This window comes from Candidatus Rokuibacteriota bacterium (assembly GCA_016209385.1).
In the GTDB taxonomy this organism is placed as follows: domain Bacteria; phylum Methylomirabilota; class Methylomirabilia; order Rokubacteriales; family CSP1-6; genus JACQWB01.
In genome coordinates, this window is sequence record JACQWB010000008.1 from 1 (window position 1) to 22,911 (window position 22,911).

Annotated in this window: 29 protein-coding genes; 20 read left to right on the forward strand and 9 right to left on the reverse strand. The window is 65.6% G+C overall.

Translation table 11 applies throughout. The features are described 5' to 3' along the window. The 10 genes from dnaX to HY726_00515 all read left to right on the forward strand — a co-directional run. Positions 1–1,486: DNA polymerase III subunit gamma/tau (dnaX, locus tag HY726_00470; GenBank protein MBI4607465.1), on the forward strand; the 1,486-nt coding region annotated here is incomplete at its 5' end. 17 nt (positions 1,487–1,503) lie between these two features. After that, complete coding sequence (locus tag HY726_00475) at positions 1,504–1,797, forward strand: YbaB/EbfC family nucleoid-associated protein (GenBank protein ID MBI4607466.1); 294 nt, start codon at positions 1,504–1,506, stop codon at positions 1,795–1,797. 8 nt (positions 1,798–1,805) lie between these two features. After that, positions 1,806–2,408 (forward strand): recombination protein RecR, encoded by a 603-nt coding sequence (gene recR / locus HY726_00480; GenBank protein MBI4607467.1) that lies wholly within the window; start codon positions 1,806–1,808, stop codon positions 2,406–2,408. 87 nt (positions 2,409–2,495) lie between these two features. After that, positions 2,496–3,386: a TauD/TfdA family dioxygenase gene (locus tag HY726_00485; GenBank protein MBI4607468.1), complete on the forward strand. Its 891-nt coding sequence runs from the start codon at positions 2,496–2,498 to the stop codon at positions 3,384–3,386. A 585-nt stretch (positions 3,387–3,971) separates the two neighbouring features. Then, positions 3,972–4,220 carry a hypothetical protein gene (locus HY726_00490; GenBank protein MBI4607469.1) on the forward strand — a complete coding sequence of 83 codons (249 nt, stop codon included), beginning with the start codon at positions 3,972–3,974 and terminating at the stop codon, positions 4,218–4,220. Positions 4,221–4,253: 33 nt separating this feature from the next. Next, positions 4,254–4,619, forward strand: a complete 366-nt coding sequence (locus tag HY726_00495; GenBank protein MBI4607470.1) for a hypothetical protein — start codon at positions 4,254–4,256, stop codon at positions 4,617–4,619. Between the two features lie 2 nt (positions 4,620–4,621). Further along, positions 4,622–4,861: a carboxymuconolactone decarboxylase family protein gene (locus HY726_00500; GenBank protein ID MBI4607471.1), complete on the forward strand. Its 240-nt coding sequence runs from the start codon at positions 4,622–4,624 to the stop codon at positions 4,859–4,861. Between the two features lie 30 nt (positions 4,862–4,891). Then, positions 4,892–5,143 carry a hypothetical protein gene (locus tag HY726_00505; protein ID MBI4607472.1) on the forward strand — a complete coding sequence of 84 codons (252 nt, stop codon included), beginning with the start codon at positions 4,892–4,894 and terminating at the stop codon, positions 5,141–5,143. A gap of 25 nt (positions 5,144–5,168) precedes the next feature. Next, positions 5,169–5,852, forward strand: coding sequence for a DUF547 domain-containing protein (locus tag HY726_00510; protein MBI4607473.1), 684 nt, complete (start codon positions 5,169–5,171; stop codon positions 5,850–5,852). After that, positions 5,852–6,190: a hypothetical protein gene (locus HY726_00515; protein MBI4607474.1), complete on the forward strand. Its 339-nt coding sequence runs from the start codon at positions 5,852–5,854 to the stop codon at positions 6,188–6,190. The genes HY726_00510 and HY726_00515 overlap by 1 nt, the downstream gene beginning before the upstream one ends. Before the next feature lie 34 nt (positions 6,191–6,224). Here the strand turns inward: HY726_00515 and HY726_00520 are convergent, their stop codons facing one another. The 6 genes from HY726_00520 to HY726_00545 all read right to left on the reverse strand — a co-directional run bounded on the left by HY726_00520 (position 6,225) and on the right by HY726_00545 (position 12,554). Beyond that, positions 6,225–7,049 (reverse strand): hypothetical protein, encoded by an 825-nt coding sequence (locus HY726_00520; protein MBI4607475.1) that lies wholly within the window; start codon positions 7,047–7,049, stop codon positions 6,225–6,227. Between the two features lie 181 nt (positions 7,050–7,230). After that, positions 7,231–7,500: a hypothetical protein gene (locus tag HY726_00525; GenBank protein ID MBI4607476.1), complete on the reverse strand. Its 270-nt coding sequence runs from the start codon at positions 7,498–7,500 to the stop codon at positions 7,231–7,233. Positions 7,501–7,889: 389 nt separating this feature from the next. Then, positions 7,890–9,569, reverse strand: coding sequence for a hypothetical protein (locus HY726_00530; protein MBI4607477.1), 1,680 nt, complete (start codon positions 9,567–9,569; stop codon positions 7,890–7,892). A 200-nt stretch (positions 9,570–9,769) separates the two neighbouring features. Then, positions 9,770–9,916, reverse strand: coding sequence for a DUF2292 domain-containing protein (locus HY726_00535; protein ID MBI4607478.1), 147 nt, complete (start codon positions 9,914–9,916; stop codon positions 9,770–9,772). A 995-nt stretch (positions 9,917–10,911) separates the two neighbouring features. Then, on the reverse strand, positions 10,912–11,364 hold the full coding sequence (locus HY726_00540) for a hypothetical protein (GenBank protein MBI4607479.1): 453 nt from the start codon (positions 11,362–11,364) through the stop codon (positions 10,912–10,914). 194 nt (positions 11,365–11,558) lie between these two features. After that, positions 11,559–12,554: a trypsin-like peptidase domain-containing protein gene (locus tag HY726_00545; GenBank protein ID MBI4607480.1), complete on the reverse strand. Its 996-nt coding sequence runs from the start codon at positions 12,552–12,554 to the stop codon at positions 11,559–11,561. Positions 12,555–13,507: 953 nt separating this feature from the next. On the opposite strand from HY726_00545, the gene HY726_00550 reads away from it, so the two are divergent. Then, positions 13,508–14,104, forward strand: coding sequence for a sigma-70 family RNA polymerase sigma factor (locus HY726_00550; GenBank protein MBI4607481.1), 597 nt, complete (start codon positions 13,508–13,510; stop codon positions 14,102–14,104). 122 nt (positions 14,105–14,226) lie between these two features. On the opposite strand, the gene HY726_00555 is transcribed toward HY726_00550, so the two are convergent. The 3 genes from HY726_00555 to HY726_00565 all read right to left on the reverse strand — a co-directional run bounded on the left by HY726_00555 (position 14,227) and on the right by HY726_00565 (position 15,596). Next, positions 14,227–14,547 (reverse strand): hypothetical protein, encoded by a 321-nt coding sequence (locus tag HY726_00555; protein MBI4607482.1) that lies wholly within the window; start codon positions 14,545–14,547, stop codon positions 14,227–14,229. 75 nt (positions 14,548–14,622) lie between these two features. Next, positions 14,623–15,138 carry a hypothetical protein gene (locus HY726_00560; protein MBI4607483.1) on the reverse strand — a complete coding sequence of 172 codons (516 nt, stop codon included), beginning with the start codon at positions 15,136–15,138 and terminating at the stop codon, positions 14,623–14,625. Positions 15,139–15,356: 218 nt separating this feature from the next. After that, positions 15,357–15,596, reverse strand: coding sequence for a zf-HC2 domain-containing protein (locus HY726_00565; GenBank protein MBI4607484.1), 240 nt, complete (start codon positions 15,594–15,596; stop codon positions 15,357–15,359). A gap of 264 nt (positions 15,597–15,860) precedes the next feature. On the opposite strand from HY726_00565, the gene HY726_00570 reads away from it, so the two are divergent. From HY726_00570 to HY726_00610, 9 genes are all read left to right on the forward strand, one after another. After that, positions 15,861–16,421 carry a hypothetical protein gene (locus tag HY726_00570; GenBank protein MBI4607485.1) on the forward strand — a complete coding sequence of 187 codons (561 nt, stop codon included), beginning with the start codon at positions 15,861–15,863 and terminating at the stop codon, positions 16,419–16,421. Between the two features lie 158 nt (positions 16,422–16,579). Beyond that, positions 16,580–17,209, forward strand: a complete 630-nt coding sequence (locus HY726_00575; GenBank protein MBI4607486.1) for a hypothetical protein — start codon at positions 16,580–16,582, stop codon at positions 17,207–17,209. 236 nt (positions 17,210–17,445) lie between these two features. After that, positions 17,446–17,871 (forward strand): hypothetical protein, encoded by a 426-nt coding sequence (locus HY726_00580; protein ID MBI4607487.1) that lies wholly within the window; start codon positions 17,446–17,448, stop codon positions 17,869–17,871. A gap of 119 nt (positions 17,872–17,990) precedes the next feature. Continuing rightward, positions 17,991–18,530, forward strand: a complete 540-nt coding sequence (locus HY726_00585) for a hypothetical protein (protein ID MBI4607488.1) — start codon at positions 17,991–17,993, stop codon at positions 18,528–18,530. After that, entirely contained in the window at positions 18,527–19,270 is a 744-nt protein-coding gene (locus tag HY726_00590; GenBank protein MBI4607489.1) for an ABC transporter permease, read from the forward strand. Before HY726_00585 ends, HY726_00590 begins: the two co-directional genes overlap by 4 nt. 10 nt (positions 19,271–19,280) lie before the next feature. Next, a complete protein-coding gene (locus HY726_00595; protein ID MBI4607490.1) occupies positions 19,281–20,039 on the forward strand; it encodes an ABC transporter ATP-binding protein in 759 nt (252 codons plus the stop codon). Between the two features lie 34 nt (positions 20,040–20,073). Next, positions 20,074–21,477 (forward strand): MCE family protein, encoded by a 1,404-nt coding sequence (locus tag HY726_00600; protein MBI4607491.1) that lies wholly within the window; start codon positions 20,074–20,076, stop codon positions 21,475–21,477. Positions 21,478–21,521: 44 nt separating this feature from the next. Next, complete coding sequence (locus HY726_00605; protein ID MBI4607492.1) at positions 21,522–21,848, forward strand: hypothetical protein; 327 nt, start codon at positions 21,522–21,524, stop codon at positions 21,846–21,848. Between the two features lie 167 nt (positions 21,849–22,015). Further along, positions 22,016–22,234 carry a hypothetical protein gene (locus HY726_00610; GenBank protein ID MBI4607493.1) on the forward strand — a complete coding sequence of 73 codons (219 nt, stop codon included), beginning with the start codon at positions 22,016–22,018 and terminating at the stop codon, positions 22,232–22,234. Positions 22,235–22,911 lie beyond the last annotated feature (677 nt).

Below are 22,911 nucleotides of genomic sequence, written 5' to 3' on the forward strand. Positions count from 1 at the left end.
GCTCTGCACCTCCCGCGACGGCCCCGAGCCGTGCGGTCGCTGCGGGCTCTGCCAGGAGGTCCAGGCGGGGACGGCGGTGGACGTCATCGAGATCGACGGCGCCTCCAACCGCGGCATCGACGAGATCCGCACCCTTCGCGAGAATGTCCGCTACGCGCCAGCGCGTGGCCGCTACAAGGTGTACATCATCGACGAGGTCCACATGCTCACGGAGCCGGCCTTCAACGCCCTCCTCAAGACCCTGGAGGAGCCGCCCCCGCACGTGGTCTTCGTCCTGGCCACGACCGACGCGCGCCGCATCCCGCTCACCATCCTCTCGCGCTGCCAGCGCTTCGACTTCAAGCCGATCCCGCCAGAGGTCCTGACCGCGAGCCTCGAGCGGGTGCTCGCGGAGGAGCAGATCGCGTACGATCGCAGCGCGCTCCCCTTGCTCGTCCGAGGGGCCGAGGGGAGCCTGCGGGACGTGCTCTCGCTGCTGGACACCGCTCTCGCTTACGGCGGCGGCCGGCTCGACGCGGCCCCGGTCGCCCGGCTCCTGGGCGCGAGCGGCCCGGTGCTGGTTCGCGCCTTTGTCGCGGCCGTCGTCTCGTGTGATGCCGCGGCGTGCCTGGAGGCCGTTGACCAGGCGGTCCGGGAGGGCGATGACCTCGCCGGGCTCTGCCGCGACGTGGTGGAAGCTGTGCGCTTGCTGTTACTGCTGAAGGTGGCGCCGGACTCCGTCGGGTCCCGGCTCGCTCCGGGTGAGGTGGCGGAGCTGGACGCCCTCGCCGAGCGCACCGGCGTGGACGAGCTTCTGTATCTCCTGCGGGCCTTCCTCGAGGCTGAAGCCGAAATCCGCCGGTCGCCCAACCCGCGCGTGGAGCTCGAGATCGCGGCGGTGCGGGTGACCCGCCGTCCGGTGCCCGCGGCGATCGAAGCGGTTCTGGCCCGCGTTGAGGAAGCGGAGGCCCGGCTCCGCCAGATGGCGATCACCGGCTCGGCCCCGTCCAAGGCCCAGACGGCTCAGGAGAGCCTCTTCGTGGGCGAGGATGCGGCTCCGCCAACCGTCGCGCCTCCTCGCCCGGCTGAGCGCCCGGTCGCTCCCGCGCCCGTGGACCCACCGGGTCAGGCGCCGGCATCAGACCCGGGCGAAGGGTTCGAGGCCGGATGGGAGCGCGTGGTGGACGAAGTGACGAAGACGAAGCCCACCCTGGGCACCGTGCTTCAGCAGTCCACGCCGGTGGCCCTTCGCGAGGGACAGCTCGTGCTTTCGCTGATGGGGAACCACTTCCACGCCGATCTCCTCGGCGATCGCAATAACCGGGAGCTGGTCACGGAGGCTGTGCAGCGACACATCCCCGGCGCCACGCGGATCGAGGTGACGACCGCGTCGGCGCCCTCCGGGCCAGGCCAGGAGCACCCTCTGGTGCAGACGGCGCTCGGGATCTTTCAAGGCGAGGTCGTGGCGGTGAAGCCGCGAAACCAGGAAGGAGGAGCCATCCCGTGAAGGGCTTTGGTAATCTGATGAAGGAGGCCCAGAAGCTCCAGGCCCAGCTCGAGGCCATGCGCGAGGAGATCGCGAAGAGGACGGTGGAGGCCACCGCGGGCGGCGGGATGGTGACGGTGGAGGCGAATGGCAATCAGGAGATCCTCTCGATCAAGATCGACCGCGAGGTCATCAGCCCGGACGATCCGCAGATGCTTGAGGACCTGGTCCTCGCCGCCGTGAACGAAGCCCTCCGCAAGGCGCGCGAGCTGGTGGCCGCCGAGATGGGAAAGCTGACCGGGGGGCTCAAGATTCCCGGCCTGACGCCGTAGGGGCGGTGTTGGCCTACTATCCCGACCCGGTCGCCCGGCTTATCGAGGCACTGCAGAAGCTCCCGGGCATCGGTCCCAAGACGGCCCAGCGGCTGACCTTCTTTCTCCTGAAGCGCCCCGCCGACGAAGTCCAGGCCCTCTCCCAGGCCCTCACCCAGCTCAAGAGCGAGATCGTCCACTGCTCGGTGTGCTTCAACGTGACCGACCGGGATCCGTGCCGCATCTGCAACGACCCGGGGCGCGACGGCCGCCTCCTCTGCGTCGTCGAGGAGCCCAACGACCTCCTCGCGATGGAGCGGACGGGTCAGTTCCGCGGCCGCTACCACGTGCTGCTGGGCGCGCTCTCGCCGCTCGACGGGATCGGGCCCGAGGACCTCAAGGTGCGCGAGCTGCTGGCCCGGCTCGAGGCCGGGCCGGTCGAGGAGTTGATCCTGGCGACCAACCCGAACGTGGAAGGCGAGGCGACGGCGATCTATCTGGCCAAGCTCCTGAAGCCCCTCGTCCCCCGCATCACGCGGATCGCGCGGGGCCTCCCCGTCGGCGGCGATCTTGAATACGCCGACGAGGTCACCCTCGCCAAGGCGTTGGAGGGGCGGAAGGAGATGGGGTAGAGCATTGGTCGCCGCCATCCTCAGCGACGCCAGGCCGGTCGAGGTCGGCGGGACGATCCTGAATGGCGTAGGAGAGGGAGGAGGGCCGTGGCGCTGACATTCCGGAAGCTTCACCCGCACTTCGTCGCCGAGGTGAGCCCGGTGGATCTTCGCCGGGTCCACGATCGCGAAACGCTCGCCGGGATCCGGGCCGGGTTGGACGAGTACGCCGTCCTCGTCTTCCGCGATCAGCCGTTCACCGACGACGAGCAGCTCGCGTTCGCCCAGCGACTGGACGGCCGGCTCCACACAAAGACGGGGAGCAGCGTGCTGCACAAGAGTCGCCTGGGGAACGAGGCGCTCTCCGACATCTCGAACCTCGACGAGCACGGCGAGATCCTGCGGCTCGACGATCGCCGTCGCGTGTACGGGCTCGGCAACCGCCTGTGGCACACCGACGCGTCGTTCCAGGATCCGCCCGGGCGCTACTCGATGCTGTCGGCGCGGGCCGTGCCCCCTGTCGCCGCCGACACCGAGTTTGCCGACACGCGGGCCGCCTACGACGCCCTCGACGCGGAGACGAAGGCGCGGCTCGAGGGGCTGCGCGCCCACCACTCGATCGCGTACTCGCGCCAGACCCTCGGGTTCGAGTTCTCCGAGGAGGAGCAGGAGAAGCTGAAGGGGGCGGTCCATCCGCTCGTCCGGACGATCCCGCGCTCGGGCCGCCGTTCGCTCTACATCGCCTCGCACGCGTCGAGGATCATCGGCCGGCCGGTCCCCGAGGGCCGGCTGCTCCTCAGGGACCTCATCGAGCACGCGACCCAGCCGCAGTTCGTCTACCGTCATTCGTGGCGCGTGGGAGACTTCGTGATCTGGGACAACCGCGCCACGATGCATCGCGCGCGGGCGTTCGACGACACCCAGTACCGCCGTGAGCTCCGTCGCGTGACGACGCTCGACATCGACGAGCCGGCGGCGCCTGGGAGCGTGTCGGCGTAATACCCTTCGAGCGCGCGGCCACGCCTTCCGGCGCGGGTACCCGGGGCCGGGGCTTGGAGGGGCGCAAGGAGATGGGGTAGAATAGCGTTACTCCCCGGTAGCTCAACCGGTAGAGCAGGTGGCTGTGGGCCACTGCAGCGTCCACGGGAAACTGTGGATGGAACATCGGGTGAATTCAGGGAAGCCTACCCCGAAGCCGTCGCGCTTCGGCACGGTAACCCTGAGCGAAGCCTGCCGAAGGGCCAATGCGTAGGCAGGAACGTGCAGAGACTAGAGGCTGAGGAGCCCATCCCAATAACGCCTCATCAGCGCCCGACACCCTCCCTTGACGCCGAGCTCAAGAAGGGTGAAGAGATAGTCCGAGCCCGGTAGAAATGCCGGGGCACTCGTAACCACAAGGTTGCAGGTTCGAGTCCTGCCCGGGGAGCCAGCTCTCACGAAGGCCGCCGGGGTGTTCGCCGGCGGCTTTCGGCTTGCTTCGTTGGTGGCCGGGAATATTGACCGCCTCCCACGCTGTTGATGGGTTAAGGCGTTCTCGGCCTTCGGGCCCACCCAACCTGATCTACGCGGAGTAAGGAGGGTCTTATGGCAACGCGACTTCGTTCCCTCAAGCTCGGCGAGGCCCCGGATCCCGCCGTCAACGGCATCATTCAGTTCTCCAGGGATGGCTTCGGCGACACCCAGATGTTCGGGCTGATCGCCCGGCGCCCCGAGCTGCTCAAACGCATCGCCGCCGTGTTCGAGTACCTCTTCGGCGGGGGCGGGCTGGTGGAGCCCCCGCTGCTGGAGATGATGCGGATCCGGACCGGCCACCTGAACGCCTGCACGTACTGAGCGACGGTCCGACTCGCTCCGGTGAGCGAGCAGGTGAAGCCCAAGGAGCCGGCCATCGGCGTATCCGATATCAGCCGGCTCACGAAGGCAGAGGCCCTCGCCAAGCTGGCCCACAAGATCGACGAGAGCAAACTCTCGCGGCGCGAGGCCCTGGCCATCGAGCTGGTGGACCGGATGGTCGCGGATCCGCACACGGTGGATGAGCGCTTCTTCGGCCAGCTCAAGGGGAGCTTCTCGGAGGACGAGCTGATCGAGCTGGTGTTCGCGGCGGCCCTCTTCATCTGGGGCAACCACTTCAACATCACGATGCGCGTGGACACGGATCCCGAGAGCGCCTACCCGCACAACCTCGCGTACGCCGAGACGGCGCCGGCGGGCCGGTCGCGCGCCGGAGGATAGCCATGGCCCGGGTCCCGTACCTCGACCGCGACCAGGTTCCGCCCGAGCTTCAGACCGTGTACGACACCACGCAGAAGGCGATCGGGCGGGTTCCGAACTTCCACAAGGTGCTGGCCCATTCGCCGAAGGCCCTGACCGGCTACCTGGGCCTGAGCGCCGCGCTCAGGGAGATGAAGCTGGACGCGAAGCTGCGGGAGCTGGCCTATCTCAAGAGCGCGCAGTTGAACCACTGCCACTATTGATTCACCCACCACACGACCCTCGGGCTGAGGGTGGGACTCGCGAAGGCGCAGATCGACGGGCTCGCCAGCTACGCGTCAGACCCGGCGTACACGGAGCTGGAGCGACTGGTGATCCGCTACGCGGAGCAGCTCACGAGCAAGGTCGACACGGACGAGGCGCTCCACGCCGAGCTGAAGAAGCACCTGTCCGACCGGGAGCTGGTCGAGCTGGCCGTGACGGTCGCCACGGCCAACTTCACGAACCGCATCAACGAGTCGCTCAAGACCGACCTGGAAGCCTAGAGATCCTGGACCCGGGAGCTCGGCGGTGATCACCGCGCCTGTCCCGACCGACCGGGTGATCCTGGACGTCCGGCCAGGGCCGAAGCTCGACGCACTCCAGACGCGCGGGGAGCGCCTCGCCTTCTGGATCAACGCCTACAACGCGCTGGTGGGCGACGGGATCACCGCGCTGGGGATCCGCGAGTCGGTCTGGGAGGCGCCCGACTTCTTCGCGCGGATCAGCTACCGTTTCGGCGGGCTCGTGTTCAGCGCCGACGAGATCGAGCACGGCGTGCTCCGGGGAAACCGCCCCAACCCGCTCTCGGGGGTGGCGCCGTTTCCAGCGGATGATCCCCGGCTGGCGCATGCGGTCACACCCCTCGATCCGCGGGTCCATTTCGCGATCAGCTGCGGGGCCCGGTCGTGCCCCCGGGTGCGGGGGTATCACGGGCTGGGGCTTGACGCACAGTTGGACGAGGCGGCGCGGGCCTTCGTGAACCGGGAGGTGACGCTGGACGGGCAGATCCTGACCGCGTCGCCGATCTTCAAGTGGTTCCGCGCCGATTTCGACGACTTTCCCGGGGGTCTCGCGGGGTTTCTCGCGCAGTACCTTGACGAGGGACCGGTTCGCCGGGCTCTCTTCGGCCAGGGCGTAGCCCGCCTGGCCTGGCGCCCCTACGACTGGCGGCTTCCCCTCCCGATGCCGGCGGGCGGTGCCGGGGCGGAGTGATGGATCGCTCCGGCCTCAGGCTCGGCGCCCTCGCGGGGCTCCTCGGAATCTCCTGCTGCGTGACTCCGACGGTGCTGGTGCTGCTGGGGCTGGCGTCGGTGTCGTTCGCGATCAGCCTGGGGAACACGCTCTACTACGAGTACGGCTGGTACTTCCGCGGCGCCGCCATCGTCCTCGCGGTGGCCGGTGCTGTCCGGATCCTGCGGCGCCGAAACGCGTGCACGCTGGCGGGCGCTCGGGCGCAGTGGATGTTCCTTGCGACGGTCGTGGTGGCGATGGTGGTCGTGTACGTCGCGCTGTACTGGCTGACCTCGTCCCTGGCCCGCGCCGCCTCCTGACCTCGGGCACGTTCGTCCTACCCGGTGCCCGGCGTCATTGGCTCGATCCGGCGTCGATGAGATCGGCGGGACACTGCTCGGCCTCGTCCATGAGGCGCGATTCGGCGGTGACGCTGGAGATAACGGCGGCCGCGTCTTGAACGGGGGTTAACTCCTCACGTTCGATCTCTTGCCGAATTCGCCTGAGGGCGTCCTGTCCGAACTCCGCTACCGAGAGCCCGAATGCCTGCTGAAAGTGACGCAAGCGGTCGTCGGAATCCGCGAACGACCGGAAGTACTCGAGCAGCCGATCGAATCCTTGGTGACGAATGAGGTCGTCGGTGAGCAGGAAAGCGAGCTGGTAGGCCAGCCTGCCGTTTGTACGGAGAGCCTGGGCTTCCCAGCCCGCGGGACGCCCCAGATCAACGAGATCGAGAGGCCGCTCCTGAAGCACTGGAAGGGCCTGGCGCACGATGGCCATCGCGCCTTTCCGGTGGCCGGCGAATGTCCCCTCACCGAGGCGTTCGAGCAGCCGGAAGGTGACCCAATCAGCCATACCTTCGCGAAGCCACTGCTCGGATCTCCCGCGCCGCCCTCCCGACAGCTCGTACTGCGCCGCGTGGGTGAGCTCGTGTGCCACGACGCCCAGCCAGGCGCTCCGGCAACCTCCGCGAAACGCCTCGTCGTTGACGAAGAGGCGACGGTGTTGCCCGAGGCCGACCGAATACTCGGCGATCTCGGCCGCCCGCGTCGGCGACAGGGTCCCCTCGCGGACGAGTCCCTGCTCGTACTCAGATCGGGTCGGATACACGAAGACCGTGAACTGACGCGGCAAGGGGAGGCCCAGCTCACCCACCATGACGGCCGCGATGGCCCGCACCGCAGACTCATAGCCCACAAGGCGGCCAGGGCGGGCGGCGGCGGTGAGGGTTTCGGCCTCGATTCGGACCGGTAGGACCAGCGGGCCGCGGGCGCAGCCTACCGAGATCAGAGCAACGGCTGCGGCCGCGGCGAGAGTCGGGCTGATTAGGCCTGGCCGAACAAGGGCGCTATGACGGATCTCACTTCATCCTGAGGGTGAGACCGATCAGCTTGGCGGCTTCCTTCACCTTTGCGATTGCCTCGGTGTACTTGCCCGCGTCGTGCAGCGCCAACGCCTCATCGCACAGGAATCTGGCGCCGAGAGCGAGTGAATCCAGGCGACTGGTCTTCTCGTCGAAACGAAACGCGGTGTCATCATACACCTGTTGAACCAGCGAGTGAGATTGGTCAGCCAGTCCAGGCCCGGCGAGCAGGCCGACCACCGCGAGAGCCATCAGAAGTGTCCTCATGGGTTCCCTCCTCCTCAGCATGACGTTAGAAGATGGAAGCTTGGTGCGTCTAATGCAGACAATCTAGCTAGGCGTCTAAGGCAGACAATCTAGGTGAAGCTCAAGAGGCTGTCAAGGGCGATTTAGAGCCTGTGGAATACTTCACACGTCGGCCTCTTCCCTGCTTGGCCAGTGAGACAACCGCGGTGGACCGATGCGCGCCGGGAGTGGGTTCCGCACACGGCATCCGAGGATCCGAGCATTCCCCTGGCGGAGCGGGACCGCGTAGTCCCGCTCCGCCGCCAACGCCTTAAGCAGGCTGCGAAAAAATCTGGTTCGAGCGCGGGCTTGGCCCGCGCAACCGAAGGGGGGAGGCATCGGAAGGGGGGCGGAGCCCCCCTCCGAGCTTCTCAGAAGCTGAAAAAGCTGATGAACTCGATCTTGTTGTTCTCGTTCTCCCGGCTCTCGGAGCCGCCCAAGGGGCTCACACGCTTGAAGTGGGTCAGCGTGTGGTTATAGCTCAGGGCGAAAGTGAACGGCCCAGGCGTCCACCAGAGGCTGACCTCTGACTGCCGGTTGTTCACCTTGAAGAAGGGGTTGGGGAACGCGCTGCCGCCGACCGGCGCGCCACTGATGACCGGCCGATCGTCGTCCAGGAAATACTGGGTACCGCCGGCCCACCGGATGCTGAGCGTGTCCGTGAGGAAGAAGATGGGGTTGATCCACCCGCCGGCGCTCTCGGCCGGCGTCAGGCGGCCGTCACTGTCAAGGATCACCCGCGGCCCGAACTCGGCGTTCTCATGCAGGGCATCGCCGCGGGCCCAGACCCCGCCGCCCATGAGCTTGAGTGTCAGGGCGCGCCCGGTCTTATTGAAGCCGATACGGTCCAGGATAAAGGTCCCGTGGACCGTCTGGTTCGTGAAGTTATCTTCTCTGAAGTTCGTCTGGGCACCGAAGGCCGTTGCGGGGATGGCGGCCGTGGTGAAACGCTCCTCGAACTCACCCCAGGTGGTCCGGACATAGGCCTGGGTGCTCCCGATGCCGAAGCCCTGGCCGAGACGACCGGTTTCAAGGCCGATGCCGCCGCTGACGGCCGGAAAGCCGCTCAGGTCGCCCGGGCCCAGGTCGGTGCTGATGAAATCATTACCGAAGAAGGGACGCTCGAAGCCAACCGAGCTGACGAACCTGACGCCTGTCGCCAGCGGGTACCTGTGCACCAGCTCGATGCGCGGATTCCGCCGGAGGGCGGCGCCTAGGCCGCCGAGCTGGGTGTTGAAGTCCACGGTGTCGGGCACATTGTCGGCGAAGCTGGTCGTCTGGCCGAGGGTGAGCATGAGCTCGTCCCCCTTGGTCAGGAGGTCATCGAAGCGCCAGCGGGCGAAGGCGTGGCGGAGCCGAGGGTTGTTGTTGATGGCCCCGCCCTCGCCGCTACTGAACTGCCGGTTGAAGTCGAACTCCAAGAAGCCCTGGGTCCTGCCGCCGAGCGTCGGGGGACCCTCGATGCCGAGGTTGAGCCGGGTCCGGCCGGCAAAGGCGCGGAAGTTGTCGCGGTCGGCATTGTTGCCTCCGCCTACCGTCGGATCCGGCAGGAGAGCGGACGATACAGACTCCCCGACCGGCGTATCGTTGCGCTGGACGTGGAGGCGAAGGGAGCCACCCAGCCGGATCTTGAACCTATCGCCAGAATAGACGTTGCCCTGGATGTCCTTGCCGAGCGGGCTCCGCTCCTGGGCGCTGCCCTGCCTGGCGCCAGCCTGAAGGTCAAAGAAATTCTCCCAGCCGTCGAAGAACTTGGCGACCCGGGCTTCCTGCTTCTGGAGAGAGACCTGCTGGCGCTCCACCTGCTCCTGGAGGGCTCGCAACACCTTCTCGCGCTCCTCCTGGGTACGCCGTTCCTGTGCACGCTGGGCTTCCTGTTGCTCGATCATCCGCTTCAGGGTTTCGACCTGCTCACGGGTCGATCGCTCGAGCTCTTGAATCCGCTGCTTCAGCTCATCTACGCCCTGGGCCCGCACCTCCGCGACGGCGCCTGGGCTTGCGGTCAGGAGCCCCGCCATCGCCATCACGATTTGCCATCGCCTTACTCGCATACCCTGTCTCCTCTTGCGTCGGTAGGTTGCGTTAGGACGGTCTACGCAAGACCCCAACCGCCCGTTTGGCCGAAACTCATCCCACCCCCTTTCTGTCCCGGCTGATGCAAATAAAAAAGACCGCCCTCGAGCCCGATAAGGACTCCTCGGGCGGCCTCCTGTACGTCAGGTCAGCCGGATTACATGACGCTAGCCGAAGCTCAGAAGCTCTGCAACACTTTTCGTTCGATCTTTTCTGTTAGCTCGACGTCGACCACCCGCCCATCGCTCACCGTCACCGCGAGCCGGCCGAACTTGCGCTCCTTCACGCGGGCAAGTGCTCCGAGCAGGAACAGGGCTTCGCGCATCGTTATGCCTTTAGGGATCGCGACGGTAGCACTTGGCCGGCGAGCGCGCGTATTCACGTGGACTAGGGCCTTTTCCGTGGCGTTCACCTCAACCGATCAATGAACTCCCTGCAGCGCTTCCCACCGCAGAAGATGAGGTCCCACAGAACAAAGAGGACGATCAGCCCTGCTGCAAGGAGTACACACGCCAACCAGTCCACAACAGCCACCCCCTCGCGCCCTCGCGTGGCTTGTCATCTCCGCTCTTTTTTGAAAATCTGTTGCCGATTTCACATTCGGGGCTTGTGTTTAATCCAATCCGCGCTCCCTCAACTTCGTTCCTCACTCGGGTAACACCTGAGATACGGTGAATATTCGATACGATCCTCGGTCGGGGAAATTGGCGAGAACTTCGGCTAGTGGAGGGACTTTGACGCGGCGACGCCAGCGCGGTCGAGGCGCTCGCCGACCGCTATGCCGGCTGGATCCAGCGGGCCGGTCAAGAGCGCCTCGAGATCGGGGAAAAGCAGGAGCGCATGACAACCCTCTCCCCGTGAGCGCTTGCCCGAGGAGTTCCAAGGCGCCCGGTCGAAGACCCCGAGCGGGTTATCCGGCGACTCTCGATCACCTGACGGAGATTATACCGCCAGGTGTAAAAGACGCCGACGACGTCAACGAGGTCACCCCGTTCGACCGAAGGCCGCTCCCAGGAGAATACTGTGATGGCTGCTTGCCCATCACTGACCGAGAGGGTGTAATACGGCCGCCCGTTGGGAAAGATGGCGCGGGTCATTTCCACTGCCACCCCTTGAATGACGACCTCTTTCCCTGCGTATCGGTCAGGGGTAGCCAGGATGGTCGCCAGGGGAAGTCGCTCCCCGGAGTCCCCACCAGCAGGCTCATCGGCAGATGCCAACACGTTCAGGCCCACCAGCAAATGGCTGAGGAAGGCCACAGTCGTCACAATCGGCCGATTCATCCAAGCCTCGGGCTTTTCAGCGCTGAGCCTGACAGTATCACTTCTTCGGAGCGCAGGGGTTCTTCGCGGCGCAGGGCTGCTTCGCCTTGGGGGCGCAGGGTTGCGCTGTGGCCTCAGCCTGGACCTCCTTCACGGAGATGATTTTGAGCCCGCCCGGCCCGGTGAACAGGTTTCCCTTGACCGTCACCACCCGCTCGAGGTGCTCACGGAGCGGGATGTTAGGGTCCTTGAACGGGACGTCCGCCATCACCGCGTACATGGCGTTGGCCTTTTCGTCCAAGAGGTACATCCGGACGCCGGCCTTGTCGCAGCCGATCGCACACTCGCGGTGCGACTCTCCCTTGAGCCCGGTAGGGAGCAGGCAGACGGCGTCCACCACGCGTGCGGTAAGGGTGATGGGCTTGCCCTTCCCCTGGGCCCAAGCGGGGACGGCCAGGACCACCACCATCCAACCGGCCAGGAGCAGGTTCCGACAGATCGTTCTCATCATGTGGCCCTCCTTGCGCATGACCGTGGTGTTCGCATCCCTTAACTCCTCGGGTGCGATGAATATTCCGAAGGATTCACGACCCCCGGGGAATTGCTCGGGGTGTCCGATAAAGGTCGGGTTTCCTGTCCGCTTCCGCCCGCTGATCCGCGACGACCAGACGGTGGTCGGGTTTGGCCGCGCCCGATGAGACAGGCTCAGGGAAGCCGACCGGTCAACTCCAACTGTCGGCCCTCCCGCAGCACCGTGATCGTGATCTGGACTCCCGGGTGGTGGCGACTCAGCCGCTCCTGAATCTTCTCGTAACTGGTGCTATCCGTGATCGGGATCCCCTGGACCTGGAGGATAATATCCCCACCCACCGTCAGCGTCTTGCCGTCGATCGTGGCCTTCATGGTCCCCGCTCTGAGCCCGATCAGCGCGGCTGGTGAACGCTCCGCCACCCGCTGGACGAGCAGCCCCACCGGCTGGGGGAGGTTAAACACCTTGGCGAGATCTCCTGAGAGCACGTAGCCGTCAAGTCCAGTCCAGAACGATCTCTGCTCCAACAAAAGCCGCCGCGCCATGTTGGAAGTGACGACAAACCCCAGTCCCTCGAACCCCCCCGACTTCGAGATGATGTGGCTGACGATCCCGATCACCTCACCCGCCATGCTGAACATCGGCCCCCCGGAGTTCCCCTGGTTGATCGCGGCGTCCGTCTGGAAGAATTCCGCGAGCGCCATGCCGCTGTAGACGGTGTTGGGCCTGTGGCGGGCGCTGATGTGGCCCACTGTCAGCGTGTGGCTGATCCCGTACGGCGCGCCTACGATGAAGATCTGGTCGCCCACCTCGACCTTGTCGGAATCACCCAGCTTTGCCAGCCGCGCCCGGGCCGGCACGGGCTCAAGTTGGAGGAGCGACACGTCGGCCTCCGGTTCAGAAGCGATGACCTGTGCCCCGACGACCTCCCCGCTCAGGAAGTGCACGCTTATCTCGTCCGCGGTATGGACAATGTGGGCCGCGGTCATCACCTTCCCGTCTTGGGAGATGAGCACCCCGGAGCCCATCCCGGCAACGCTGGTCGGCTGGCCTTGGACCCGAGCCGCCACATCTTTTTCTTTCGTTCGGATCACGACCACGGAAGGGCTCACCTGCTTGAAGACCTGACCCAGGGTCTGGGCCTCGGCCGGCACCGAGAGCCATGCCAACATCGCTGCTGAAAAGCCGAGCGCGCGCTCGAAGTGACCGAACCGGTCAGCCGAACCAGCGAATGGCCGAAAGTACGCGATCAGGCCTTCGAGCGCGCGTAGCCGCATACGGCCGGGCATGGCCACGAACTACGTGTGGGCAGGGAGCTCTTGAGCTCCCCACCCAGGGTTTGTTTCGTCGGGTTCACTTCTTCGGAGCGCAGGGGTTCTTCGCGGCGCACGGCTGCTTAGCCGCGCAGGGCTGCTTGGCGGCGCACGGCTGCTGCGCGGCACAGGGCTGCTTCGCCGCGCAGGGATTCTTGGCCGCGCACGGGTTTGCGGGCTGCTTGACGGCGCAGGGGTTCTTAGCGGTGTGCGAATATGCCATCGCTTCCGATCCGAGCCCCAGGCTCAGCACTGCAACAACCGACGCGACGCTGATGAGTTGCCGGAGCATCCAGGTTCACCCCCCTTCTCGGACAAACTCCACTCTTTGTTAAGAAAACCACGTCGCGACTTCCTTTATTCCCGGAACCGCAATTATTTCCGGGACGGAGACCCCTTGCGCCCGGATAAAGGGCAGCTTCGAAAGGCAAGGGCTTGAGTACTACTACCAGGTCACCGACAACGTCAATCGTGACCCGGGTTCGTTCAAACCTTCCTCGTTAGCCGAGGAGCTGCCAAAGCAACGCGACCGCTCCCAACAGGAGCAGGAGGAGTGTTGAGGGTCAGATGCGCGGCACGGGTTTCTTGTCTTCAGCCATCCAATGATCCTCGTGGGTTCAATTAACGACGGCCGGATTTTCGCCGCTCCCGTCACGTGATGTCTGAGCCTGGAGCGTCACCGAGCCTCCTTCCGTTAAAACCTTCACAGACCACACGGCCCAGTGTATGATGCGATGCACAGTAAGGAGGATTCGTGGCCGCAATGGAATTGCGCGAACAGGGCATCTGTTAACGTTAAGGGACGTCGTCTGATGACAGAAAAGGCCCGCGAAGACCGGAACCTAGTGGAGGGACTGCGGCGCGGCGACGCCAGCGCGATCGAGGCGCTCGTCGACCGCTATGCCGGCTGGATCCATCGGCTGGCTCGCCGGTTGCTCGACGACCCCCGGGACGCCGAGGAGGTCACACAAGACGTCCTGCTGACCGTGGTCCAGAAGATCCAGACGTTCAGGGGCGATGCGGCGTTGTCGAGTTGGCTCTACCGAATCGCGGCCAATGCCGCATACCAGCGACTGCGGGCCAGGCGGTCCCGCGCGGAGGTCTCACTGGACGCCTTCCTCCCCGTCTTTGACGACGAGGGCCGGCATGTCCAGCCCGTGGTGGACTGGTCCAGCCAGCTCGATGATCCGGCTGTAGCCAAGGAGAGCCGAGCCGCCATCGAGCGGAGCCTCAGCCGCCTTCCCGAGGAGTATCGCATCGTCATCCTGCTCCGCGACGTTGAAGGGCTCCCCAACGAAGAGGTGGCGGCCGCCCTCGGGCTGAGTGTCGCCGCGGTCAAGTCCAGGGTTCATCGCGCCCGGCTCTTCCTTCGGCAGGAGCTCGCTCCCCTCTTCTCGCCAGCCCGCTGACTCTGATCCGAACATGCCGGGGCGCTCGGCCGGCGATGGACACCGCGTCCTCTCGGTCACTCTGCCGCTTGAGAGAGAAGAGAGTTCGGGGAGAGGGAGAATCCGCGAATCCGAGTCGAGATCTATGGGTCTCTTCGCGATGCCTCGGGCGGGATATGCCCTTCGACGACCCGCCCGAAGAGGGCCGGATTTTGCCTCAGAAGCTTCAGGATGGGCGAGGGCTCGGCCGGATGCCAGTGCACCTGATCAGCCGGCTCTGGCCACTCAAACGGCAGATGAGTCACGGTCCCGGGGCGATCGGCGTCCCGCAGCGCCTCGAGGGTCGACCAGAGCACCGCGCGCTGTGTCTCCGCGTCGTGCGGCTGGCCGACCGGTCGACCGAAGGGGAACTCGATCCCCGCCACCCGGGGCGCTCCAGCCGTGCCCGTGAGATCCGGGATCATCGAAAGCGCGATGGTGCTGATTCCCGCCGCCTCGACCGTCCGTTGCGCCAGCCCGACGGACCGGCAGCAGATGGGTCAGACCGGAATGAAAATCGCCGCATCCACGCCCTCCGCCCGCATCCGCTCGATCATCGGCGGCACCGTGGAGGTGAGGAACTCGGTCGGATCCAGGAGATATCCCATAAAGGAGTAGTGCGACGGCGCGGCGCGTCCGATCCGACCGCTGTGCTCGAGTTCGGCGAGCCGCTCGAGAGGCAGCGCCACGTTGAGGTCCTCGGTGATATACCGGGTCTCAATGTGCAGGTGGGACACGACCACGTCGCGGGCCGTGGAGGTTCGGGGAATCACCCGATACGATGGGTCCCCCCACCAGGGGTTTCGCCGCTCCCCCTCGCCGTCGAATGGTGGATCGCCCTTTACGGAGATCCCCGCGGTGCTGACCAGGGTCACGGTAGCCTCCTCTAGCCGTCGGCGGAGCGGTGCCCAGGGCACGGGCTCCCACGGGCCGCGAGCGATGAGCGACTTCACCAGCATGGCTGATGCCGGGTTCAGGTACTTGAACGAATCGACCTGGTGCCTTTCTGGATTCACGGCTCTAGCTCCCCCCTGTGTGACTCGTGTTGGCCGCTCCAGTCGCTTCAGCCACTCCGGCTGGTCGGACCTGCACATCTGCCAAGGGGCCAGGTACGTCGTGGAGAGTGATCTGGACCGAGGAGCTACGGTCAGCTTCATCGACGATGACAATGTCCACGCTGACCATCCAATGATCCTCCCAGTCGTCGGCTCGCTGACCGACTGGCCCGAAGCGGTCAGGACCGGTTCTGCTCGCGGAGAAACCGCAGCAGGCGCTCGCGCAGTTGGGGAGGAAGGTCACTTTCTGTCAGCTGGCGGGCCGCCCGAACTGTGCCGCGATAGGTGTTGAGGAAGGCGGTACACTCCTGGCAGTCTGCCAAATGGGCCGTGAGCGCCTCGGCGGTGGCGAGGTCCAGCTCTCCATCCAGGTACTCTCCGAGCAGCTCCACGATATCCCGGCACCGAAGCATCAACATCTCTCCTTCCCGCAAGGTCCGACGCTAGCCCACGGGTCTCCCGGGACTAGCCGCCTCCTCTGCTTAGAGGGCGCGTAGCCGTCCGGAGATTCAAAAAATCCTTGCGAATCCTACCCGCCGCCTCGCCCATCGTACGGGTGTCCGGACGAGCATTAGCAGCTATCGACCCCTACAACCAGGTGATGCTAACCACAGAAAGGAGAAGCGATGAAGTCGGTAAACCTTGGCTCAGCGTTCCTAGGGGGGCTCGCAGGAACCCTCGCCATGACTGCCCTGATGTACTCCGCTCCCCTCGTGGGTCTCCCTGCGATGGATCTCCTCCAGGCCCTCGGGAGCCTGCTCCCCCTGGGCGTCTCTCCATACGTAGTGGGGGGCCTCATGCACCTCGGCATCGGGGTGACACTCGCCCTCCTCTACGCCGCGCTCTTTGAACAGATCCTCCCGGGGCCGCGGTGGGCCAGGGGCGCCCTGTTTTCCCTCCTGCCCTGGCTCTTCGCCATCACCCTGATGGGCCCGGCCATGGCCTGGGTCCAGGCGGCCGTGAACCCACCCGTTGAAGCTCAGGTGGTGGTGAACCCCTGCGGAGCTTCGAGGCCCGCCAACCCGTGCGGCCTCAGGCCAGCCCCCCAGGCGGCGAATCCGTGCGCGATCCAGCCGAAGGCCGTCAATCCGTGCGGAGCCGTCGCCCCGAAGCCTGCGAATCCGTGCGCGGTGAGATCAGATGCCCAGGCCCCGAGCGCGTGGCTCCTGAGCATGATGAGCCTCATGGCCCACCTGGTCTACGGCGGAGTAATGGGAATCCTCTATCAGCGCCGCGCCGTGTAGCGGCAGAGAAAGGAGAACACGATGAGACGGTTTCTCGCTACCTTGGGTCGTCCGGTGCGACCTGCGGCGGGGCAAAAACGGCAACGGCGAGCGCTCCCACGATGAGCACGGTCCCGATCCCTCGCGGTGAGGGAGAAAGGCCGCACAGATGGTCAGCAATGGCTGACAGCTATGCTTCATTCTTCGCGCTTCTCGCAAGCTTTCCCCCGGCCGCCGGCTGGGTCGAGCTTCGCGCGAGCGACCCGCTGAGCCGCCGGAGCACCCGCTTCTGGACTGCTCCGGAAGCGGTGGGTCAAATCTCCCGCTGGCTGGGCCAACGCGGCTCCTACGTGGAGGCCTTTTTCGGCATAGCCCGCGGGTGTAGCGCTGGTCGGGACCTCGTCAGCTTGCCCGCCCTTTGGGCCAACGTTGACCAGCTTTCCGTCCATATTCCCCCCGAGGTGCCGCCGCCAACGGCCATCGTCTTCACCGGCCGGGGGCACCACCTCTACTGGGCTCTTCGGGAGGCCGTGGAGCTCACCCCCGAGAGAGTTCGAACGATTGAGCGGATCCTTCGGGGGCTCGCCCACCGGGTCCAGGGAGATCCTGGCTCCGCCCAAATCGCCCATGTCCTCAGAATCCCCGGAACTCTCAACGCGAAGTTCCAGCCGCCTGTTCGCACCGCTATGACCTTCCTTGAACCCAGCCGACGCGCCCCGCTCGAGGCGTTCCTTGCCCTCGCCGACCCGGACGAGGTCCCCGCCGAGCCCGCCCGAGCCGCAAAGGCCTGGTCTTCCGGCCACCGCTGAAGCGTACGCCTAAGCGGGCACCTTCCCGCATGGAGATTCAGGAAAACTTTACGAATCGTCTGATCTGCTTCCTCCTTCTTAGGGATGAGGCCACAAGCGGGAGGAGGCAACACCTCTCAATAACGAGTAGAAGACCACAGGAAGGAGAGGGTGGCGGGCGCGGCCTCGGGTGATACGAGCGACCTCGGCGCCCGCGGCACATGGTCGCGTCAACAGCGGCAAAAGGAGGAAGTGGCATGAGACGGTTCATTGCCGGCATGATGCTGATCGGGTTCGGGATCGGCGCGAGCGGCTGCGCCTCAGGTCTGCCGCAGCCGAGTGTGTACGCCTATCCCGCGAGAGCGCAGAGTGCCGAGCAGGCGTCGCGCGACCAAGCGCAGTGCCAAGCGTGGGCACAGCAGCAGACCGGCTTTGACCCGCTGACCGACACGGCCAAAGGCGCGGGGATCGGTGCGCTCATGGGCGCGCTGACCGGCGCGGCCGCCGGCGCGGCCATCGGCGCGGCGACGGGGAACCCGGGCAAAGGGGCAGCCATCGGCGCGGCGGCCGGCGGGATCGGCGGCGCGGGACTCGGCGGCACCGTCGGCTACACGAAAAACAAGCAGGGCTACGACAGGGCCTACGCGGCGTGCATGGAAGCGCGCGGATACACGGTCAGGTAGCCTCCGCCTCCGGAGCGCGCAGAACGCTCCCGGGAGACGTTTAGCGCCGCTCGGCTGAGTATGCAGCATGCCGCAGTCGATCAGGTCCTTCACATCGCGATGGCCCTGTGGCCTCCGTTATGACCATGATCGGGTTCTGGCAGGCCGGCAGCCGCCTTCGGATCTGGTTTCCGGTCCTCGGGATCTTCCTCGTGGCCTGTGCGGGCGGTCGGATCAGCGCTGGAGCGTACATGAATCAGGCCAAGGGCTTTGCAGTCCAGCTCCCGCTGGCGGGTTGGAACGTCGAGACGGATAAGGAACCGGACCTGTTATTGCGTCATGCGCATCGGCAGGCAGGGATCTCTATCCACGCCACCTGTGGCGGGATCCCACGCGATCGACCTTTGGAGATCGTCAGTCGGCACCTCTTCTTCGGCATCCGGGGGAAGCAGATCTTGTGGCAGGAACGCCGTACCGCCTCCCCGGAGGAGGCGCTGGAGGTGGTTCTGCGGGGCGAGCTGGGAGGCCGCGAGCTCCTCCTGCATGGCTATACCGTCAAGGGAGCCGGCTGTGTCTACGACCTGGTGCTGTTCGCTGCGCCCGAGGACTACTCGGACGTGAAGGGCGACTTCGAGGCCCTGGTTCGCGGCTTTCGACGATTGAGGGAAGAGACGCGATGAGGGGATTCCTCGGGTATCTCGGCGGGAGCGCGCTGTTGGCCTGCCAGGCGCTCCGTGAAGCGCTCCTCCCGCCCTACCGGTTCGGCCTCGTCGTGGCGCAGATCCATGCCATGGGAGTCCGCTCGGTGGTCCTGAGCGTGATTGCCGGGCTCTTCGCCGGGATGGTGATTGCCCTTCAGGGGGCGCATGAGCTGGAGCGTTTTGGGGCGACCCTCTACCTCGGCCCGGGAGTGGCCCGGTCCATGGTCCGGGAAGCGGGTCCGCTCATGGCGGCGCTCCTCATCGGGGGAAAGGTCGGAGCGGGGATCACGGCTGAGCTGGGGGCCATGAGGGTGACCGAGCAGGTCGATGCCCTTCGGGCCATCGGGGCGAACTACGTGAGGTTCCTGGTGGTCCCACGGGTGCTGGCGGGCCTGGTGGTCTTCCCGCTCCTCACCATCATTGCGAACGTCATCGGGGTCATCGGCGGGCTGCTCGTGGCCATGGTTCAGTTCCGGCTCGACTATATGCTGTACTGGAATACCATCTTCGACCTCACTACCTTTCGGGACTACTTCAGCGGTTTCGGGAAATCGGTGGTGTTCGGATTTCTGGTCGCCGTAGCCGGCTGCTACCAGGGCCTGACCTTTACGGGGGGGAGCACCGAGCTGGGGCACGCGACCACGGGCACGGTGGTGGCGATCGGGATTGCCGTCCTGGTGGCCGATTATCTCCTGACCCAGCTCTTTTTCCTCGTGTAACTGAGAAACCATGAAGGCGCTACAACTGGAGCGGCCAGAAATCCTCCGGCTCCAGGGAATCCACAAGGCCTTCAACGGTCATGGGGTGCTCGCCGGCGTTGACCTCAGTCTACGGGCTTGCGAGACGGTTAGCGTCCTCGGGGGGAGCGGCGCCGGCAAGACCACGCTCCTGCGGCTCATTGCCGGCCTCATCAAACCGGACCGCGGCCAGATCTTCCTCTTTGGGCAGGACAACGCCGCCCTGAACGAGCGGGAACTGCTCCCCCTCCGCAAGCGGATGGGGGTGGTGTTTCAGGGGGCAGCTCTCTTTGACTCCCTCACCGTCCGCGAAAATATCGCGTTCCCCCTCGGGGTTCACACGAAGGCAAGTGAGGGGGAGGTCCGCGACCGCGTGGCCGAGGTCCTGGAGCAGGTGGGGCTGCCCGGGATCGAGGATCAGTACCCGGCGGAGCTGAGCGGCGGGATGAAGAAACGGGTTGGCATCGCCCGGGCCCTGGCCCTCCAGCCAGACCTCCTCCTGTTCGACGAGCCCACGGCGGGCCTGGATCCCAGGAACGCCCGCATGATCTGCGAGCTGATCGCCGGGCTACGGCGGGATCTGTGCGAGACCTCGGTGGTGGTGACCCACGACCTGCACTGTGCGTTCATGGTGTCGAACCAGATTACCTTGCTCCACAACGGCAAGGTTATCGAGGTCGCCCCCCCGGAGGCATTCCGAAATTCGTCGAGACCTGAGGTGCAGAAGTTCCTGGAGGGCGCGTTCAACTAAGGAACGACTTTGCGGAGGAGCAAGGGAGGTCTCCATGGAATCGCGGCCCGGCGTCAAGATCGCGGTGGGGTTCTTTGTGTTTGCGGGACTCCTCCTCTTTGCCCTGTCGATCTTCTTTCTGGGGCAGCGGGGGAGATACTTTGCCGCGCAGCATCCGCTGAAGGCGTTCTTCACCAACGTGGCCGGCCTGCACGAGGGGGCGACGGTCCGCGTGGCCGGGGTGGTGGTCGGCCGGGTGACGCGGATCCAGTTGCCCAGTCCCCCCGAGCAGAAGGTCCTCGTGGAACTCCACGTGGCGGGGAGCGCCATCGAGAACATCCGTCCGGACTCGGTCGCCCGGCTGGAGACCATGGGGGTCATGGGGGACAAGTTCATCGAAATCAGCGTGGGGAACCCCCGGGAACCCCGCCTTCCCGACGGGGCCACCCTCAGGGTCGAGGAGTCGGCCGACTTCCGCGCGCTCATCGGCCAGGGGCAGCGGCTCCTGGGACATGCGGAGCGGCTCGCCGCCTCGCTGGAGCGGGGAGCTGGGGCGCTGCCCTGGTTGGTCAACGATCCCGAAAGCAAGCGGCTGGTCACCGACACGCTCGGCTCCGTCCGGGCCGTTGCCACCTGGCTGGAGCGCGGGGAAGGCGCCCTGCCCTGGCTCGTCAACGATCCGCAAAGCAAGCGGCTGGTCACCGAAACGATGGGCTCGATCCGCGCCGCTGCCTCCTCGCTGGAGCGCGGGGAAGGCGCCCTGCCTTGGCTCGTCAACGATCCCCAAAGCAAGCGGCTGGTCACCGAAACGATGGGCTCGATCCGCGCTGCTGCCTCCTCGCTGGAGCGCGGGGAAGGCGCCCTGCCTTGGCTCGTCAACGATCCGCAAAGCAAGCGGCTGATCGCCGACACGCTCAGCTCCGTGCGATCCGTTGCCGCCTCGCTCGATCGCGGGGATGGGGCGTTCTCCTGGCTGACTCAGGATCCGGCCAGCCGGCGATTCGTGCAGGACCTCGGTCGCAGCGCCGAGGCGTTAGCGGCCCTGTCCCACGAGGTGAAGGAAGGTCAGGGCCTGGCCCATGCCCTGATCTATGACCCGGAAGGTGGCAAGATCCTCGAGAAAGCCTCGCAGACGTTCGAGGAATTCCATTCCCTGCTCCAGGCGATCCGGGAAGGCGATGGCGCGATCCCGGCCCTTCTTTTTGATCCAGAATCCAGACAGCTCGTGGAGAATCTGACGGACGCCTCCCGGCACCTCAAAGAGATCAGCGCGAAGATCGCCAGGGGTGACGGGACCCTGGGAGCATTTCTCGTCGACCCGACGGTCTACGAGGATCTCACGGCGCTCCTGGAAGGAGCCAAGCGGAGCTGGATCCTCCGCTGGGGGATTCGCCACACGCTGGACTCGGGGCGGGAAGCCCTGAAAGAAGGAGACAGGGCGGGAGCGAATGAAAAATGATTTTGCGAAAGGGGACGCAATCGACATGGTTTCGCCGAATCCTGGTGAGTCTCTTCATTTCGCTCGTGATGCTCCCGGTGGCAGCCGTGGCTCAGGACGCGTCGGAGCCGCAGAAAGGTGAAATCCGGCTAGAGATCAAACAGAGCGATATCCCGGTGCGGAAGGGCACGCGCCCGATCGTCCGTCCGCTCCCCTCGCCGGAAGTGGCCGCGGAAGATGCCGAACAGGTTATGGCCGACTTGGAGGCAGCGCGAGCCCAGAAAGATATCGGGCGCGACGTGACCGGCGGTCGGTCGCGCCGTTCCCACCTGGACTACGACGTCACGAACGGCATCCAGCAGCAAAATCTTCTGAGGGCGCTGCCCCGCTAATTACTGTGAACCGACCGGAATACTGCTCACGCTCGATGCTTCGGCAGAATGCCCGAACGCTCTGAACATCGGGCGTGAGCCGGACGCTGCTCGAGAATCTCACGCCGCGTCTGGTGCATCTAATCTAGTGAGTGCAGTCAGATGACGACAGAAAGGAGGGGAAGCGAATGATGACTCGAGTGCTTTCGATGGTGCTGGCGGTGCTGTTGTTTGCCGCGCCGGCCTTTGCGGCGCTGGACACCCGAGACGAGATCCAGGCTCCCGTGAGGCAGGATGAGATTCAGGCTCCCGCGAGCCCGGACGAGATCCAGGCGCCCCGTGTGACGCCGCTCTTCGCGGAGGTCAACAGCAGCTGGGGCAGGCTCGGGGCTTCCGTGGGCGGCTAAGCCTGCGCGTGCTTCCGGCAGCGGGGTGGTCTCACGGCCACCCCGCTCTTTTTTTAGGCCATGTGGGGGCCGTAGTTTCTGGATCAGACCGAGAACAATCGCCGATTTCCGGCAATTCCTCTTCATTCCTCGAGGCATTCGGAGTATTCTTCCGGATCTAACAGGCTAGGCGAGGGAAGAATCCTCGGAATCCCACCGAGTGGTCTGCCTACGGCAACCTGGGGCGATTGCCTTCCCTGAGAATGCAACGACTGTTTCGCGAGAATTGACGCGCCCGCTGCGCGAGGCGTCGAGCGGGCAAAAAAAGGGAAGGGGCGACCATCCCGGCAGGGTTCCCCTGATCAGTCAGGAATATGCCCCGCCCCGAAGCTGTTGCCCTGATAAGGGCGGAGTTGTGTGAGAGGTGGCAGGAGCAGTGAAATGCATCACGGATCGGCAAGTCACGGGCGCCTCCGCCGCTGAGGCCGGTAGGGTGACCGGCGGGGAGGGTCAGTACGATGAGTAGTTGGCTGGCGTGGATACTTCTCAGCGCAGGAGTGATGGGCTTGTTTGTTCTGTGGGACCTGATCTTCTGCGGGGGGAAGCGCTGCAGGGAGTGTATCGATTGGATTCGCCAGCTCTGAGGGCGGATCGCCCCCGCACGCGGAGCCTGAGCGCCGCCGCTTCTGCCTCGGGAC

What these genes read in the sequence shown, in the direction of transcription:
- HY726_00475 (MBI4607466.1), top strand. Translation starts at nt 1,504, where the DNA reads ATGAAGGAGGCCCAGAAGCTCCAGGCCCAGCTCGAGGCCATGCGCGAG.
- HY726_00490 (MBI4607469.1), top strand. Translation starts at nt 3,972, where the DNA reads ATGGCAACGCGACTTCGTTCCCTCAAGCTCGGCGAGGCCCCGGATCCC.
- HY726_00500 (MBI4607471.1), top strand. Translation starts at nt 4,622, where the DNA reads ATGGCCCGGGTCCCGTACCTCGACCGCGACCAGGTTCCGCCCGAGCTT.
- HY726_00515 (MBI4607474.1), top strand. Translation starts at nt 5,852, where the DNA reads ATGGATCGCTCCGGCCTCAGGCTCGGCGCCCTCGCGGGGCTCCTCGGA.
- HY726_00525 (MBI4607476.1), bottom strand. Translation starts at nt 7,500, where the DNA reads ATGAGGACACTTCTGATGGCTCTCGCGGTGGTCGGCCTGCTCGCCGGG.
- HY726_00530 (MBI4607477.1), bottom strand. Translation starts at nt 9,569, where the DNA reads ATGCGAGTAAGGCGATGGCAAATCGTGATGGCGATGGCGGGGCTCCTG.
- HY726_00535 (MBI4607478.1), bottom strand. Translation starts at nt 9,916, where the DNA reads ATGCGCGAAGCCCTGTTCCTGCTCGGAGCACTTGCCCGCGTGAAGGAG.
- HY726_00540 (MBI4607479.1), bottom strand. Translation starts at nt 11,364, where the DNA reads ATGATGAGAACGATCTGTCGGAACCTGCTCCTGGCCGGTTGGATGGTG.
- HY726_00545 (MBI4607480.1), bottom strand. Translation starts at nt 12,554, where the DNA reads ATGTTGGCATGGCTCTCGGTGCCGGCCGAGGCCCAGACCCTGGGTCAG.
- HY726_00550 (MBI4607481.1), top strand. Translation starts at nt 13,508, where the DNA reads ATGACAGAAAAGGCCCGCGAAGACCGGAACCTAGTGGAGGGACTGCGG.
- HY726_00555 (MBI4607482.1), bottom strand. Translation starts at nt 14,547, where the DNA reads ATGATCCCGGATCTCACGGGCACGGCTGGAGCGCCCCGGGTGGCGGGG.
- HY726_00565 (MBI4607484.1), bottom strand. Translation starts at nt 15,596, where the DNA reads ATGTTGATGCTTCGGTGCCGGGATATCGTGGAGCTGCTCGGAGAGTAC.
- HY726_00570 (MBI4607485.1), top strand. Translation starts at nt 15,861, where the DNA reads ATGACTGCCCTGATGTACTCCGCTCCCCTCGTGGGTCTCCCTGCGATG.
- HY726_00575 (MBI4607486.1), top strand. Translation starts at nt 16,580, where the DNA reads ATGGCTGACAGCTATGCTTCATTCTTCGCGCTTCTCGCAAGCTTTCCC.
- HY726_00580 (MBI4607487.1), top strand. Translation starts at nt 17,446, where the DNA reads ATGAGACGGTTCATTGCCGGCATGATGCTGATCGGGTTCGGGATCGGC.
- HY726_00585 (MBI4607488.1), top strand. Translation starts at nt 17,991, where the DNA reads ATGACCATGATCGGGTTCTGGCAGGCCGGCAGCCGCCTTCGGATCTGG.
- HY726_00590 (MBI4607489.1), top strand. Translation starts at nt 18,527, where the DNA reads ATGAGGGGATTCCTCGGGTATCTCGGCGGGAGCGCGCTGTTGGCCTGC.
- HY726_00595 (MBI4607490.1), top strand. Translation starts at nt 19,281, where the DNA reads ATGAAGGCGCTACAACTGGAGCGGCCAGAAATCCTCCGGCTCCAGGGA.
- HY726_00600 (MBI4607491.1), top strand. Translation starts at nt 20,074, where the DNA reads ATGGAATCGCGGCCCGGCGTCAAGATCGCGGTGGGGTTCTTTGTGTTT.
- HY726_00610 (MBI4607493.1), top strand. Translation starts at nt 22,016, where the DNA reads ATGATGACTCGAGTGCTTTCGATGGTGCTGGCGGTGCTGTTGTTTGCC.